Raw genomic sequence first — 16,160 nt, 5'->3', positions numbered from 1 at the left:
TAGTAGGGGAGTGAAACCGACCATTGTGGGAGAGCGCTACACTGGCAGTGTAGAGGTCAGCGGTTCGATCCCGCTAAGCTCCACCATATGAAAGACATTAAAACCCTTGAGAAATCAGGGGTTTTCGTCATTTTGGGGGAACGGCAGCCAACCAGAGGATATGACCATTTAGGTCTGTTGGGGACGAATTGGGGACGGATTATTTTACACCTTTCTTCAACCCACTGAACGTGACTGCCGCTCTTTTATTCATGTCTGCAAGGACAATTATCTCACAAATCTAATAAAGTCAACATGAACTGGTTCAATACCAACTGCTCGAAGTCGTGAGTTAATCTGTCCTCGGTGATACTGACCATGCAATGCTACATGAGTTAAAATATCCCGTACAGAATACCTAAACTCTCTTCCTTTACTATTCGTGCAGGCGATTATTTTATCTAGGTCAGTATTTGCCAAATTCGTAAAAAAAGCTTTCATTTTGTTTCATAAGTTCTGCACAGATCTCTAAATCGCTCTCCGACCATATGGGAAGTTGTGAACTGTCCACTCCACGTAATCTAGTAATCCATATTTTTTCTGCATGAAGGATATGGGATAATAAACGCCATATCTCCTGATTTTCATCTTCAATACTCTGCAGTGTTTTAAAAATACGTTGGTTAGCCCAATCTAAATGCTCATACATCTTTTGGATCGTTTTCAATACGAATCACCCTCTACCAATTCTTATGCCCGATAGTTGAGCAATGCCGTCAGCCTACCTCTTTATTATTTCAGTCTACAACATTATTATCTAGTCTAAAGTTTTTCTATTTTCGGACAGATGAAGTCGTTTTTCTTGTGAGATATGTTTTCTTATCATGTGACAATCATTTCCAAACATCGTCTTAATTGTGTGAGCTTCAACGTCAAAAAAAGATGGAGGATACACGTATGACCACTCAAAGGCGTTATCCTGTACTGGCAGGCATCGTACTAACAGCCGCACTGCTCCTGTCACCAGCCATGGGCACAGTCATGGCAAATCAGGCGGGCAACCAACAAGCAGCAGCTAACCTTCAGGAAAATCAATTAAGCGAAAAGGCAAAACGAACGGAGCAAAAGCTGCAAATGCTCTTCCCAGCGCTCGATGACACATCAAGACAAATTACCTTGGAAACGAAAGACCACCTGCCTGTGTACGAAATCCGTTATGAAAAAAATAATGAATTCTTTGCCAGTGCCAATATCCATGCAGAAACCGGGAATCTGCTTACGTTTTATTGGGATAGCAAGGTTCCGGATTTTAAAAATCCTGATGACAAGCTGGCCTATAAGAGCGCCGATACCTTCATGGAGGGCCTGATCGGTGAAATGCGCAGCCTGTACAAGGTAACGCGGGCTCCTGTAGGCGATGTCATCTATAGCCGCTATGTAAATGGCATCGAGGTAGTAGGAGATGAGTTTCGGTTATCAGTAAACAGTGCGGGACAGGTAACCGGCGTTTCGGCAGGAGAAAACACGCTGACAAACATCGATCCAGCGGATTTCCTCCCCCCAGCCCAAGCGATGAAGAAAGATCAACTCAGTCGCTGTATCCCACCCCTACTGCAACTCATGTACAAGACTGGTGAAAATCAGACCGATCTCGTCTACTCCGCTGTATTCTCCGGTTATGTGGACGCAGTAACAGGAGCTGAGCTGATCACTAATCGGCAATACAGAACCTGGAGGTGGAAACCAATCTCCCTCACGCCTGGTGGAAAGGTAGTAAAGGTGAAGAATGAGCAGGAGGCAAAGCAGATTTACGAAAGTGAGTTTGGTATCAGCCTGAAGGGTAGTACCTTCAACAGCAACATCGGCAAAGGCCAGATGGAAAGTTTTTATTTTTCCCCTGATGAAAAAGAGTTTTTATTTATGAAGGATGACGTTGTGATCGGATTTCAAAGCTATGCGAACGGCCAACCCCAAAAAGGGAAGGCAACATTGTCGGAAAAGCAGGTTCTTGAGAAAGCTGTTCAGTTCCTGCAAACCTATCTCAAACGGGAAGAAAAGGAGTTCTACTACAGGGTGAATCATCCTGGTACGCAGAATCCACATGAGTACGTAGTAACGTTTGTGCCATCTGTTGAGGGACTTCCTTTGGACTACCGAGGAGGCAGTGGTATCGGTGTAAATGGAGAAACGGGGAAAATCACATGGTACAATCAAAGGCTCGACCAAAAGCCCGCCAAGCTCCCGGATAAGAGGAAGGCTGTCTCCATAGATACAGCAGCCAAGGCCCTGCTGGCGAAACCCACTGAACTGCGATACATCTACCCATTCGTTAATGGTGAGAGGTTAGCCAAACCGGTTCTTGCCTATTACATTGATGTTAACGATATCAATGCCCTGACAGGTAACTTTTTCAGCATGAAGGATATGGAAAAATAAACGCGATATCTCCTGATTTTCATCTTCAATACTTTGCAGTGTTTTAAAAATACGTTGGTTAGCCCAATCTAAATGCTCATACATTTTTTGGATCGTTTTCAATACGAATCACCCTCTACCGATTCTTCTGCCCGTTAGTTGAGCAATGCCGTCAGTCTACCTCTTTATTATTTCAGTCTACAACATTATTATCTAGTCTAAAGTTTTCATATTTTCGACAGATGAAGTCGTTTTTCTTGTGAGATATGTTTTCTTATCATGTGACAATCATTTCCAAATATCGTCTTAATTGTGTGAGCTTCAACGTCAAAAAAAGATGGAGGATACACGTATGACCACTCAAAGGCGTTATCCTGTACTGGCAGGCATCGTACTAACAGCCGCACTGCTCCTGTCACCAGCCATGGGCACAGTCATGGCAAATCAGGCAGGGAACCAACAAGCAGCAGCTAACCTTCAGGAAAACCAGCTTAGCGAAAAGGCAAAACGAACGGAGCAAAAGCTGCAAATGCTCTTCCCAGCGCTCGATGACACATCAAGACAAATTACCTTGGAAACGAAAGACCACCTGCCTGTGTACGAAATCCGTTATGAAAAAAATAATGAATTCTTTGCCAGAGCCTATATCCATGCAGAAACCGGGAAACTGCTTACGTTTTTATTGAATGACAAGGATCTAGAAATTCCTGATGACAAGCTTGCCTATAAGAGCGCCGATACCTTCATGGAGGGGTGGATCGGTGAAATGCGCAGCCTGTACAAGGTAACGCGGCTTGGTGTAGGCGATGTCATCTATAGCCGCTATGTAAATGGCATTGAGGTAGTTGGTGATGAGTTTCAGCTGGAAGTAAACAGTGCGGGACAGGTAACCTACATTTCGGAAGGAGAAAACACGCTGACAAACGTCAATCCTGCTGACTTCCTCCCTCCAGCCCAGGCGATGAAGAAAGATCAGCTCAATCGTTTTATCGCACCTCATATGCAACTCATGTACACCCTTGGTGAAAATAAGACCGATCTCGTCTACTCCGCTGTATTCTCCGGTTATGTAGACGCAGTAACAGGAGCTGAGTTGATCCCTGTTCGGCAATACAAAACCTGGAGATGGAACCCAATCTCCCTCACACCCGGTGGAAAGGTAGTAAAGGTGAAGAATGAGCAGGAGGCAACGCGGATTTATGAAAGCGAGTTTGGTATCAGCTTGAAGGGTAGTACCTTCAACGGTGTCAGAGACGAGAAGGAAAGAGTCTATGTTTCCCCTGATGAAAATGAGGTTTTGTTTACGAAGGATGGCGTTGTGATCGGTTTTATAAGCTATTCGAACGCCGAACCCCAAAAAGGGAAGGCAACATTGTCGGAAAAGCAGGCTCTTGAGAAAGCTGTTCAGTTCCTGCAACCATATCTCAAACAGGAAGAAAAGGAGTTCTACTACAGGGTGAATCCAGATACGCAGAATCCACATGAGTATGTAGTAGAGTTTGTGCCATCTGTTGAGGGACTTCCGCTGAAATACGGACCAAGTATTGGTATTTGTGTGAATGGAGTTACGGGGAAAATCACCAGGTACCATCAAGAGCTCGACCAAAAGCCTGCCAAGCTCCCGGATAAGAGGAAGGCTGTCTCCACAGATGCAGCAGCCAAGGCCTTGCTGGCGAAGCCCACTGAACTGCAATACATCTATCCACTTATTAATGGAGAGAGGTTGGCCAAACCGGTTCTTGCCTATTCAATTCATATTAACATTATCAATGCCCTGACAGGTAAAGTCGAAGAGTAGGACTCAAGGATGTTGTCAGGCAGAAACTGGTATGTTAAAATCGTGCTGACAATTAACGATAGGAGATGAAGAGGATAATGTAATCATTCTTGCCACTTTTTTAAAGAATAAAGCAGAATTTGTCTTATTCTTAATTGGCAAGATCGTTACCTTATTCTTTTCTCTCAGAAAATATATGCCGGAAACAGAAGAACACGAGCATTGGGGAAAATTATCGTTTCGGGTGAGGAACAAAATTTTTGCAGTGATTCAGCCTGACGGGGTATCTGTTGCAATAAAAACGACGCATGATAACCGGGACGCATATACGTCAATCGCCCCAGAGGTCTTTCGTGTGCCTGACAGTTTCGCGAAACTTTCTTTCATGATGGTTCGCATCGATCGTATCAATCAAAAAGAATTTGGTGATTTACTGATACAAGCATGGAAGCTTGTATCACCTAAAAAACTGGTTAAAGCCTACAGTGAATCTTGCAATCGATAGTTTAATCACGGCGGGTAAAGATCGCTTCATGAAACAGGCACACATATCATACGAAACCATACCAATTATCTGGATTCATATGTTTTTTGGGTAATTTCTGTTAACATTGATATTCAAGGATATTTAACTTCCTTCTGAAATGAAACCAATCCAGGAGGTAATGATGGTCTATACTGCTCTGCTCCGCGGGATCAATGTCGGCGGAAAAAACAAAGTAGATATGAAAATACTTAAAAAATCATTCGAGCAAGCCGGAATGAAAAACGTCGTAACGTATATCAATTCGGGCAATATTATTTTTACAACCGCCGACCACTCCAAAAATGATATAGCGCAGATTCTCGAAAAAGCGATTCTGAATACCTTCGGTTTACAGATCAAGGTGCTGGTACTTAGTTTAGAAGACATGAAGAAAGTAATGTCCTCGCTTCCCGAATCATGGACAAACGATGATAAAATGAGGAGCGACGTCCTTTTTTTATGGGAAGATATCAATGACGAATCCGTTCTCGATCAGCTGACCTTCAAACCGGAGATCGAGACGGTGAAGTATGCTCCAGGTGCGATTCTATGGGCGATTGACAAAATAAACGTGACAAAAGGCAGCATGACAAAGTTGGTTGGTACGAAATTGTATAAACAGATGACGATCAGAAATGTAAATACGACACGTAAAATATATGAGCTGATGCTGGAAACAGAAAAGCAATGGATAGGATGAATGCGGACGTCATCATAAAATCCAACATGACAAGACACTTATGTACACATATTTCGTGATGGAATTTTAAGTAATCGTGAGTTTGGCAGCCACGATGGGAAAGCGCTACACTGGCAGTGTAGAGGTCAGCGGTTCGATCCCGCTATGCACCACCATAAAAAATAGTAAACACGCCAACATCGGGCGTGTTTTTTTGCGTTCGACGGAGCCGTAATGGTTTTTGCGAACGGTGGATTTCGTTCCTCGTCCGTGGGTCGAATCAAACGGTAGGCAAGCCAACCCGACTCAAGGTAGTCGGGGTTTTCCTTACTGTCTTATTCTTCTTTCAGCTTGTTCATCTCGGCTAACGTCATGTCGTTGCATTGCCTGAGGAAATTCAGGATCAACTGCAACTCCTCGTCCGTATATTGCGAGATGATCTGGAGCGTGGATTGACTAACAGATTGAAACAAGGGCGAAATACGAGCCGACCCTTCCGGCACGCACTTGACGACGACGCGTCTTCGATCATTCGGGTCCTTATCTCTGGAAACATAACCTGCCTGTTCCAACCGATCGATGACACTCGTAATGGCCCCCGTCGTGAGGCCGGTCAATTGAGCCAACTGTCCGGCCGTAACGGGACCGGTGCGATTCAGGAAATCCAGACATTTGTGATCGGTGGCATTCAGCCCCATTTTTTCCGAGATCAGTTGATGAAACATGACGGCTCGTGCGCTATTCTGCCGCAATTCGTACAGCAATTTTTGCTGCAATGAGGGAAGACTGGCAAATTCGGATGAAAAATTATCTGTTGACATTTAGAAATTATCTCCTTATGATGATATTATCTTAATCGATTAAGATATTAGATCATGTAAGATGGTTGTTGTATCAAGATTTATTTGCTCCCAAGTATAGCACAAGAGGTCAGCTCCGCAATACAAATTTCATTCATGAGAGGAATGGTTCAAATGACCAAACAAGAGGACTTGAAGGCGATCAACCAACTGTTCGCGAGATTGAACGACGCGTGGAACAAAGGAGACGGGGAAGCCTACGGCAGTTGCTTTACGGAAGACGCCGATTATGTCACTTTCATGGGCCAACACCTGAGGGGCAGGAAGCAAATTGCCGACGTCCACCAGATGCTGTTTAACGGCCCGCTGAAAGGCTCTGTCCTGGAATCCAGCGCATTATCCGATTTGCAGCCCCGATTCATTACACCGGACGTAGCAATCGTGCACGCAATCGGAGAGGTTCGTCTCGCCGAGCAGGTCTATGATCCGAATGATCGGGAATCGATTAATACGAACGTGGTCGTCAAGCAGAACGATGAATGGAAGTTGACCGCTTTCCATAATTGCCGCATTCAACCGATGCCTCAAGGCAAGCGATAATCTGCATGAATGGTGGATGCAAATGGATGATGGATTAAGGGGAAAGGTCGTCTTGATAACCGGGGGTTCCTGCAGCGCTCTTCAGTTGTCTTAGGATAATAAAAAGAGTATTCTAACTCTTCCGCTAATTCCGCAAGTAAAGCGGCTTTGCATGGATTCAGCCGAGCCTTGTAGGTCGAATTGGCGGTAGATTGCATATTCTCTACTGTCGTAATCCCTGAATTGACTGTTATCCTAATGGGTATCCGATGCATTTCCAGCCCTTGTGTGGGAGTGGTATTTCAATAATATTTTTCACGTCATCATAATCATTTAACTTTACTCAATTAATGAGTTTTAGTTATCGAAACGTTATATGATACTTATCTTCCAGCATATTCCTAATTTTATTCAAGGCTTGAGTAAGTAAGGCAAGAAGTATCATTACAAGTGGAAGAAATTTGCCTGTCCATGTGTATACGTAATATGTTAAAGAAATAATTAATAGCCATTTCGAAAAAAACTTGCCGGCATCTGCATGGTACAAAACAATACCAGAGTTTTTTGTGAAGAGAATGTATTTCGACATTGTTACGAAAACAGAAGATACAAACATTCCTATACCGAAAATTAATATGAATGGGCTCCAAAGTTGAAATAAGTTCATTGTATTATCATTATATTTAATTATTATAGATGGAATTAATTCAGTAAATTCCTTTATTTCGAGAACCTGTACAATAAATAGGGACAAAGAATTTAACATTAAATAGTATAGTTCAATTAACCAAACATATTGCAAGAGATGATAAACATTAGTACCCTTTGTTTTTTCCTCAGTGATTTTATTTCCAAGGTCAAATAAGTAGCTCAACAATGGTTCTCCCTCCATTAATTAAAAAAATTAAATTATTTTAAACTCTTTTATAACATTTAGTTGGATGAAATTGTAGTTATAATATCTTTAGATATGAAGCACAAATAGATTATTCAAATTCGGGGCTCCTACTAATATATTCGTTTCGATAATATTATTGAAGGGCAGGAAGTAATTTGAGTATTTTTTCTTTCGACTTGGAAGAAAGTCCATCTCCTCTGCAATCAAATTTTCTTCGTTATCAAGTAAATGAAGATATAGTTATTTATAAAGGTTATTGCTATATAACTATCGAGCCATTTCTTATTCCGTTTTTAGGTGAAATCAAAATCAAATGGCTTCCAGTTCCAAGGCTAGATTTTTGGGGCGAGTTAGTAGATAATTCAGATGTAATTTTTTTAAAAGAGAGAACTTCAGGATATGTACTAACAGATTGTGGTCATTTAGGGAATATCGGGACAATTACCACTGAATATAATAAACGTAAGGATATAATTAGCATATTCGGATCTTTACAAGAAAATCAATTACAAAAAGATGTTATAGAAGTAACATGTTTAATATTCTGTGTAGTTAATTGCAAAGATACGGGTAGAGAATTTCTTAAATCAACCAACGGTGAATATATATACAGGGGTAGAAGTTACTTTGAATTAGGTGATTGGAATGTAACATTAGATGTTCGGGAAGATCGTGAACACTATTACAAAATTTTAAATGCTACAGTTGGATACGGAATAACTCATATCGGAAAGCTCGAAAAAAAGGATGGGAGTAAATTTACTATTGAGGAGTGCGAATCGCTTTTAGGAGCGCTTCAATGGTTATTATCTTTTATTTCATGTAGAAATGTTGCAATATGCAATTTCAAAGGGATAACAAATAGTGTTGACTTGATTTGGGAAAAATATTTTATCCCTTCTATTTCTGGATATAGAAATGCTGTTACGTCTTTCCCAATTGATATGAAGTTAGAATGTATGCTCGAACCTTTACATAAAAAACTTCTTGACCCTATTTGGAAACAAGCTTTACCTATGATATTTAAATGGTACCTAGAAAGTCAATCTGCTGACCATATTGACAATAAAATAATATCTGTTCAGCCTGCTTTAGAAATGATCGCCTGGACCTATCTTGTTATCGATAAAGGCAAAATTAAACAAGATACATTCTCAAGGGAATTGAGAGCTTCTGATAAAATTAGGTTATTATTAAAGGAAATAGGCATAGAGTTACAAATTCCAGAGCTTGAAGACTTTAAGATTTTAAGAAGATGGTATAAGGATGGTGTACATCTTTATACAGATGTTAGAAACAATATTATTCATCCTATCAATAATAAAAAAATAAATAGTCTATCTGATTCTCAAAAAAACAATATTTTATTATTAGGAAGACAGTATTTAGAACTCTGTATTCTTTTTTTACTTCAATATGATGGGAAATATTTTAATCGGCTAAATAAAAAATATGGACCGAAATCATACGAATATGTTCCGTGGTCTATACATAAACATAAAAACTAGAGTTATGTATATTATAAAGTACTCATTTGAATCTACTTGCAAAGAGTTATATTAATGGTTTTTAACAATTTTAACAGCTATTTGGAATAAATCTCCTAATAATAAAGAAAATGAAGAAGTGTAACCAACCATTACGGAAGAGTGCTGCATTGGCATTATAAAGGTTATCGGTTCAATCATCCTCCTTCGTTTCATAGCACCACTTGCACAAGTTCAAGTGGTTTTTTGACTTTCACTTTTTTCTAAAAACAAAAAGACAATATATTGACAAAAATCATTATTGGGGCAAAGGCTCATCTCCGAATTGACTACCTGAATCTCTTCATTTCACACGAGATGATATTGTATTTTCTGAACCGAGGATAGTCAAGAATAATGGGGAACCTTCTTATCTATGTAAGTCCTTGACGATCCTCGATACATTTTTTGATAGATAAAGAAAATATGGAGTGTGTCCTAATAACTATATTTTGGGTATATCATTAACAATTTGGCGAGCGTTCGTAGAAGCTCTTAAAACTACTAATTTTAGATGAGTCTTTTTTTTTTATAGAAGTTATGATAATGTAAGAACAAATGTTCTCTTTCCTTGGAATGGCTATTGGAACATAATGGGATTAGTCAAAGAAAGGGGAAGTGCGTCCAAATGGCAAGAGTTAGAAGAAAAACTTTTGCAGTTCTAGCTATGAGAATTAGGACTCCAAAATTAAATTTGTTATCAAACGAGTTAATAATCAATAGATTTGACATAGATGATGTTGTCGCATTTTTTAACCACATAGTGATGTTGCAATCTAGATCCCAGGACCTTGGAGACAGATTTATTTTTCTTGAACAATTTAATGACGACTACGATAATGATTATTATTGCGGTTGGTTTATTTCTGCTCGTTATGGTGAAACACCAGATTGGATTGACGCAAGAACGATGGAAAGGAGGGCAAATAATAAAAGAATTACTGAAGGCGAGGAGAATAGAACCTACTTTGTTCTAGATAAAACGACAGGTTTATTTTTACTCCAATCCGATAACAAACGCATTGCAACTGGTGCTACGGTAGATAATTACTTTCGGTCCAAGATTGAAGGTTTTCAAAATTATATCAACTCTTATAATCGTCGTAATGCCAGAAGAATGATGATAGCCAATGAGACATTTATTCAACTTGATTACTCTATTGATACGACATTTATGGATGAAGTAAGAAGATTGGCTAGAATTAAGAAAACTACGATTCAATGTACTGTTGCTAATGCAAGGCAAAATAATATTGTGACAGCTATTAATAACCAATTAAATGGAGTTGATCTGTATCATGAGGTTGAATTCTCAATAGTTAATAAAGAGCGAAGGATGGGGGTTCGCGGAATTGAACAATTCCTTGAAGGTTTGCAAGACCACGAACTGTATAGGAATGTTATTGTTCAAGGTACCACAACAATGGGGCGGCCAAAAACAATAAGTTGGGAAAATCATACAAAGAAATTTGAAGTCAAGGTAGCAATTAACACAAATGGATTAGTATACCAAGATGATATGATCACTCAATTAATAACTTTGGCAAGACAAAACCAATAAGGTGTTGATTAGTGTGACTATTGAAACGAAAGTGAAGAAAAAGGGACAAACAAATGAGTTTGTAATAGCCATTTGGAAGGACTATCGAAAGTATTCATCAAGGGAAGAGGTATCTTTTGATAGAAATATCCCGATAGCAATTGCGTGCTTTGTATCAGTAATCGCAATTGTAGTCATTAAAGATGCAAACGGTATAGTTTCTATTCTTAAAGATTTTAACACCGTTGCACTCACGGTCGTTGCAATACTCGCCGGTTTCAATACTGCTAGTCTTTCGGTGATTGCAGCATCAAACACCAAAGCGCTTGGAAAATTATATGCCTCGGAGAGACAAGATGATAATGAGAATTCTTCCAACTTACTGAAACAGACAGTGTCACTATTCGGTTATTCAATTATTATAGAACTTGCTATTTTGGTGATTGGTGGAATTCTGATATTTGTATTTAATACCCTTGGAACTGTATTAACATATCTTCCACAATTGAAATACTCGGATCTTTACGAAAGAATCATTATTACTTTATTTGCAATACCGTGGATTGCTATGATTTTTCATAGTTTATTCATATCGATTAGAAATATTTCAATACTTTATAACTATATACTTTTTCTTGGACATCAAGCAAAGGAAGACAATGGTAGCGAAGGCTTTTAAACTATTTCTTGTTGCAAGGAGGGTTAGTTTGCTAAAAGGTTAATTAGTTTTTGTTTGTTTGATAGCATCATGGGCAGTTAAACTAACCTCTCCGACAGAGAGCGCAGTGTAGTGGTCAGCGGATCGATCCCGCTATGCTCAACCATATATCAACCTAAAACACAGATGAAATACAGGCTGTGTTTTTTGTTTGAGCGATATATAAAATATTTCCGGGCTGGATTCCCGTATACATAAAATAACGATAAGCAGCACGTGCCGTAAATCAAATAGGAGGAGACTCATAAAAGCAATTGTGTAGACAAAATACGGACTATCGGATATTGAACTGTGACCCATAAGATGGACACTTAAAAAAGTGGCCCTTTTATGGAGATCTTTCGTAGCGCAGGTTTTGTAAGGCGTATGCACAGATGGCATGTTGGTGGCTGCTTTTATTAAAGAGAAGAGAGTTGATGGGAAAAACATGTCCCTAACGTCATACCTAATATACGATGATTTAGCTATCGGAACAAAAGTGCCGAATAACCTGCTCTTTTGTTTCTTCGACCGGGTAATGATCAGGGTATGTGGATGTCAGCAACATAGCTCTTTGAAGAGCAGAAGAGAAGTATAGCGATTTTATGCGCGCATCCGCGGCTCCAAGTTCTATGAACATCCCACACTGTACCTCGAATAGTCTGGCCATCGCCTCATTGAGCATTTGGCTGTATTTGGACAGGACTTGACCCGCTTCCGGCAAATAAGAGCGGTAAACTCGAGGACGCTGCCTGACACCGTAGAGTGCGCCTTGGACTATATATTTTAATTGTTCAGCTGGGGAGACGAGAGAAGCAGCAGTTTGCATCACTTCGCTGATCTTCGGTCCGGTGCTCTACAATTTCTGCAAGCAGTTCTTCCTTCCCTTTGTAATAATTGTAAATCAAGCCTTTGGACACTCAGGCCCGTTTAGCAATATTGTATCGAAGCATTATGGTAGCCGCGTTCGATAAAAGTCTCCATAGCGGATGAGCGAATATTTTCTTTGGTGGATTGACGAATCCGATCATTTTCTTCCGGGGTCCGCGGCATTATCGAATCCTCCCTGTACAAAATTAAGGATATGCTCGGCGAGTTCTTGAGCGTGTGTCAACATAAGCATATGGTCTGCCCCTTCGATTTCGGCAAACCGGATCGAGGGAACTCGCTCCAATTTTGAGTATGTCCGGCCAATCTATCGTACCGTGAATGAACAACGTCCTCGCCTCAATTTTCCCCAATTAATGATTAAAACTCTTTGTGACAATCTTGTTTTGTAACTGAATGGTCAGTCAATGGAAATTTGCAATATACGTACATGGACAAATGGTAGGGTCAGCTTCTTTTACGTTTTTGCCCTAAGAAGACCTTCTCGAAAATCTAAACGGACATCACAGATCTTATTCAAAAAAACTGGACTCAAAGGAGCAGCATCTTATTATGAGTCTCCGTATAATTCTGTAATTCAGAGGAAAACTGAAGGCAAAAATCCAAGGTGGTCCCAATCATGAAATGGGTGCTGAAATCAAAACATACAAATGAGGAAGAAAGAACGATAGCATTAGAGCTACAAGATGAAGATGGAACTGTTTACGCTGAAGCATAATGCCCGAAAGCTGACGGTATTGCCTGTCCAGGGATTGACGAATATAATGTCCGTATCACAGAAAAGGAAAAGGATGCCTCCATATAGCGTGAGCCTGTTCGCGCAAGCTCACTGGAGACATCCCCTCACAAAACGTATGATCATTGTATCAAATTATGAGCTGGATGAGAAGATCCCCGGCGTTTTTTGTTAGGTGTGCAGAAATTGTCCCTAGCCCTTGCTGCATTGCGAGTTTAACGGTAATCGGTAGCCGAGGCCGGAAGATTGTTCATGCTACAGGGGAAAAGAGCGAGTTGGTTATTCGAAGATTGCGTTGTACGGCTTGTCGGAAGATTCATCATGAGTTACCGGATTGCATTGTACCTTACAAGCGTTACGAGTCGGAATGTGTGGAAAATGTCATCACGTCTGAACCGTCAGAAGTAGATGTTGCCGCAGACAACTCCACGTTGTACCGTTGGCGGGCTTGGTTTTGCTCCATGGCCACCTACTTGCTAGGGTGCTTAGAGTCTATCGCCATTCGCTTTCATCTAGATGTTGTGGAGGAATCGTCCACTCCTTCACAAGCTGCACACCATAGATTCGGACGTTATGTCGGTGATGCTGACGGATGGCTAGCTAGAGTTGTCCGGCCTGTTGCAAATTCAAACTTTTGGGTTACATACCCGTTCTGCATTCTTGTCCAAGGCCCTCTGAGATAGACTCGTAAACGAATCTATCAGAGGAAAGGTGTAATGGGATGAAAGATCAAAAGAAAGCAGAGCAAATCGCAGCAGACCGTGTGCAGCTCCTTGCCCCGTTGCTTACGGAAGGGCTCGATCCGGCAAAGGCGAGGGAAATCAAGCAAAGAATTTGCGAGCAAATCGGAATATCGGAGAGAACGCTGCGGCGGTATCTAGCAGCCTACCGGCAAGATGGCTTTGGCGGATTAAAGCCGAAGAGCAAAGGGAAGCAACCCGCAGCCCCCGCCATTCCGTCGGAGGTCTTGGAGCAAGCAATCTTGCTGCGGCGAGAGGTACCAAGTCGTAGTGTCACCCAGATCATTCAGATCCTGGAATGGGAAGGCCGCGTTAAGCCAGGTCAAATCAAACGGAGCACGCTTCAAGAGAAGCTAACGGAACGTGGTTACAGCACAAGACATATGCGAATGTATGCAAACTCTGGTGTAGCGGCTCGCAGGTTCCAACAGCCACACCGCAATCGTCTATGGCACTCGGACTTAAAGTATGGTCCGTACCTGCCCATTGGACCGGATGGAGCGATGAAACAAGTGTTTCTCGTCACCTTCATCGACGATGCGACGAGATTCGTGCTGCATGGCGAATTTTACCCGGTCATGGATAAGACGATCGTCGAAGACTGTTTCCGAAAGGCCATTCAGAAATACGGTGTTCCGGAGGCGGTGTACTTCGACAATGGGAAGCAGTACCGTACCAAATGGATGACACGGACGTGTTCCAAATTGGGTGTGCGACTTCTTTTTGCGAAACCGTACTCGCCAGAATCGACCGGTAAGGTTGAGCGATTCAACCGGGTGGTAGATTCTTTCCTTAGCGAAGCAGCACTTGAAAAGCCTAAGACGATCGACCGACTGAATGAGTTGTTCGAGGTCTGGCTCTCGGAATGCTACCAGAACAAGCCGCATTCGGCATTAGAAAACAAACGAAGCCCTGAAATCGCCTTTCGAAATGACAAGAAGGCGCTTCGGTTTGTGGAACCGGAGGAACTTGCCAATGCATTCCTTCACTGTGAAACCCGCAAAGTCGACAAAACCGGTTGCATTAGCTTCTTGGATCGAAAATATGAAGTGGGGCTTCCTTTCATCGGATGTACCGTGGATGTCGTGTATGACCCGTCAGACACCACCGAGTTGACGATTGAGTATGAAGGCCACGAACCGTGGAAGGTCAAAGAGCTCGTGATCGGTGAACGCGCCGGAAAGCGTCCTCCGTTGCCAGACCATCTTCAGCCTGTTCCAGTAGAATCGTCAAGGCTGCTAAGTGCTGCCGAAGTACAGAGTCATCACCGCCGTTCCGTGCAAGCTCCGGCCGTTAGTTACCGTAGGAAAGGTAAGGTGAATGGCGATGTTTGAGGCATTCTACGAGCTTAGTCGTTCACCGTTCTCCAGAGATGTCCCGCCTAGCGAGCTGTATGAGTCGGTCATTTTGGAAGAGACGCTGGGACGGTTAGAATATGCGGCAGAGAGGCAATGGTTTGCTGTCGTTACCGGAGACTGCGGAACGGGGAAGACGACAACGATTCGGCGGTTTGCGGAAGAACTGGATCCCGCAAAGTTCAAAGTGCTCTATCTGTCAGATTCAAAGCTGACCCCGCGGCATTTCTACAAGGGACTACTGGAACAACTCGGTTGTGAGTCGAAGTTTTATCGCGGGGATGCGAAGCGTCAGTTGCATCGGGAGATTGAGCTCATGCGAGGAATTCATGGATTGCAGCCCGTCGTGGTCGTGGATGAAAGTCATCTTTTGGATCGTGAGATGCTGGAAGAGGTTCGCTTTCTTCTGAATTTTAAGATGGATGCACAAAGCCCAATGGCTCTTATCCTTGTCGGGCAAAGCGAACTCTGGGATCGCATTAACCTACAAGCTTACGCTGCAATTCGTCAACGCATCGATCTGCAATGCAAACTTCCGCATTACGACCGGGCCCAAACAGGAGCTTACATCGAGAGACACATGACCTATGCCGGTGCGGAACGGGACATATTCACCGACGGAGCCATTGATGACATCTATCGCTTTTCTAGTGGAGCAGCTAGGCTAATCAACAAAGTATGCACCCATTGTTTAATCTATGGGGCCCAGAACAAACACCGCATCATCGATGATCATATGGTTAAACGCGTCATTCAGGGAGAATTATCATAATTCCCCCTCTCGTATATCCGGATGCGGTCAGATTAACCGTCAATAGCAGGATAACTTACACCATCAATCTCCGGACATTATGCGTTAGCAATAACAATGGAACTTTTGATGCCAATGTGAGATGGGACGGGTGTATGGAAATACACATACGATCAAAAACCGAAGAAGATAACGTAATAGTTGATACCATACATACTTGTGATATAGAGGGGCTCATAACCAAATTGCGGGGATTACAACAAGCGTGTTTTGA

Annotated in this window: 14 protein-coding genes and 1 pseudogene; 11 read left to right on the top strand and 4 right to left on the bottom strand. The window is 41.9% G+C overall.

Translation table 11 applies throughout. The features are described 5' to 3' along the window. Nucleotides 1-267 precede the first annotated feature (267 nt). Entirely contained in the window at nt 268-480 is a 213-nt protein-coding gene (locus tag NDK47_RS19960; protein WP_251871518.1) for a DinB family protein, read from the bottom strand. After that, a complete protein-coding gene (locus NDK47_RS19955; protein WP_251871517.1) occupies nt 446-706 on the bottom strand; it encodes a DinB family protein in 261 nt (86 codons plus the stop codon). Before NDK47_RS19955 ends, NDK47_RS19960 begins: the two co-directional genes overlap by 35 nt. Nucleotides 707-936: 230 nt before the next feature. Between NDK47_RS19955 and NDK47_RS19950 the strand changes: the two genes are divergently transcribed. The 4 genes from NDK47_RS19950 (at nt 937) to NDK47_RS19935 (ending at nt 5,397) form a co-directional block, all read left to right on the top strand. Next, nucleotides 937-2,415: a YcdB/YcdC domain-containing protein gene (locus NDK47_RS19950; protein ID WP_251871516.1), complete on the top strand. Its 1,479-nt coding sequence runs from the start codon at nt 937-939 to the stop codon at nt 2,413-2,415. 331 nt (nt 2,416-2,746) lie between these two features. Further along, a complete protein-coding gene (locus NDK47_RS19945) occupies nt 2,747-4,192 on the top strand; it encodes a YcdB/YcdC domain-containing protein (protein ID WP_251871515.1) in 1,446 nt (481 codons plus the stop codon). Nucleotides 4,193-4,367: 175 nt separating this feature from the next. Further along, nucleotides 4,368-4,676 carry an MmcQ/YjbR family DNA-binding protein gene (locus tag NDK47_RS19940; RefSeq protein ID WP_251871514.1) on the top strand — a complete coding sequence of 103 codons (309 nt, stop codon included), beginning with the start codon at nt 4,368-4,370 and terminating at the stop codon, nt 4,674-4,676. Between the two features lie 163 nt (nt 4,677-4,839). After that, nucleotides 4,840-5,397, top strand: a complete 558-nt coding sequence (locus NDK47_RS19935; protein ID WP_251871513.1) for a DUF1697 domain-containing protein — start codon at nt 4,840-4,842, stop codon at nt 5,395-5,397. 314 nt (nt 5,398-5,711) lie between these two features. Here NDK47_RS19935 and NDK47_RS19930 read toward each other — a convergent pair whose 3' ends face one another. Further along, nucleotides 5,712-6,197, bottom strand: coding sequence for a MarR family winged helix-turn-helix transcriptional regulator (locus NDK47_RS19930; protein ID WP_251871512.1), 486 nt, complete (start codon nt 6,195-6,197; stop codon nt 5,712-5,714). A 153-nt stretch (nt 6,198-6,350) separates the two neighbouring features. On the opposite strand from NDK47_RS19930, the gene NDK47_RS19925 reads away from it, so the two are divergent. The 4 genes from NDK47_RS19925 to NDK47_RS19910 all read left to right on the top strand — a co-directional run bounded on the left by NDK47_RS19925 (nt 6,351) and on the right by NDK47_RS19910 (nt 11,398). Further along, complete coding sequence (locus NDK47_RS19925; protein ID WP_251871511.1) at nt 6,351-6,776, top strand: SgcJ/EcaC family oxidoreductase; 426 nt, start codon at nt 6,351-6,353, stop codon at nt 6,774-6,776. 1,032 nt (nt 6,777-7,808) lie between these two features. Further along, a complete protein-coding gene (locus NDK47_RS19920; RefSeq protein WP_251871510.1) occupies nt 7,809-9,161 on the top strand; it encodes a YopA family protein in 1,353 nt (450 codons plus the stop codon). A gap of 646 nt (nt 9,162-9,807) precedes the next feature. Further along, a complete protein-coding gene (locus NDK47_RS19915; protein WP_251871509.1) occupies nt 9,808-10,740 on the top strand; it encodes a hypothetical protein in 933 nt (310 codons plus the stop codon). Nucleotides 10,741-10,753: 13 nt separating this feature from the next. Next, on the top strand, nt 10,754-11,398 hold the full coding sequence (locus NDK47_RS19910) for a hypothetical protein (protein WP_251871508.1): 645 nt from the start codon (nt 10,754-10,756) through the stop codon (nt 11,396-11,398). Nucleotides 11,399-11,897: 499 nt separating this feature from the next. Here NDK47_RS19910 and NDK47_RS19905 read toward each other — a convergent pair. Further along, nucleotides 11,898-12,469 (bottom strand): annotated as a pseudogene (locus NDK47_RS19905) (TetR/AcrR family transcriptional regulator). Between the two features lie 708 nt (nt 12,470-13,177). On the opposite strand from NDK47_RS19905, the gene NDK47_RS19900 reads away from it, so the two are divergent. The 3 genes from NDK47_RS19900 to NDK47_RS19890 are packed head-to-tail and all read left to right on the top strand — an operon-like array spanning nt 13,178 to nt 15,907. After that, nucleotides 13,178-13,723 carry a DUF6431 domain-containing protein gene (locus NDK47_RS19900; RefSeq protein ID WP_322112102.1) on the top strand — a complete coding sequence of 182 codons (546 nt, stop codon included), beginning with the start codon at nt 13,178-13,180 and terminating at the stop codon, nt 13,721-13,723. Nucleotides 13,724-13,761: 38 nt separating this feature from the next. After that, complete coding sequence (locus NDK47_RS19895; RefSeq protein WP_216541446.1) at nt 13,762-15,114, top strand: DDE-type integrase/transposase/recombinase; 1,353 nt, start codon at nt 13,762-13,764, stop codon at nt 15,112-15,114. Further along, nucleotides 15,107-15,907: an ExeA family protein gene (locus tag NDK47_RS19890; protein ID WP_216541447.1), complete on the top strand. Its 801-nt coding sequence runs from the start codon at nt 15,107-15,109 to the stop codon at nt 15,905-15,907. Before NDK47_RS19895 ends, NDK47_RS19890 begins: the two co-directional genes overlap by 8 nt. Nucleotides 15,908-16,160 lie beyond the last annotated feature (253 nt).

It is taken from the genome of Brevibacillus ruminantium, assembly GCF_023746555.1.
Taxonomy (GTDB): Bacteria; Bacillota; Bacilli; order Brevibacillales; family Brevibacillaceae; genus Brevibacillus; species Brevibacillus ruminantium.
This window is presented reverse-complemented; position numbering and strand designations above follow the sequence as displayed.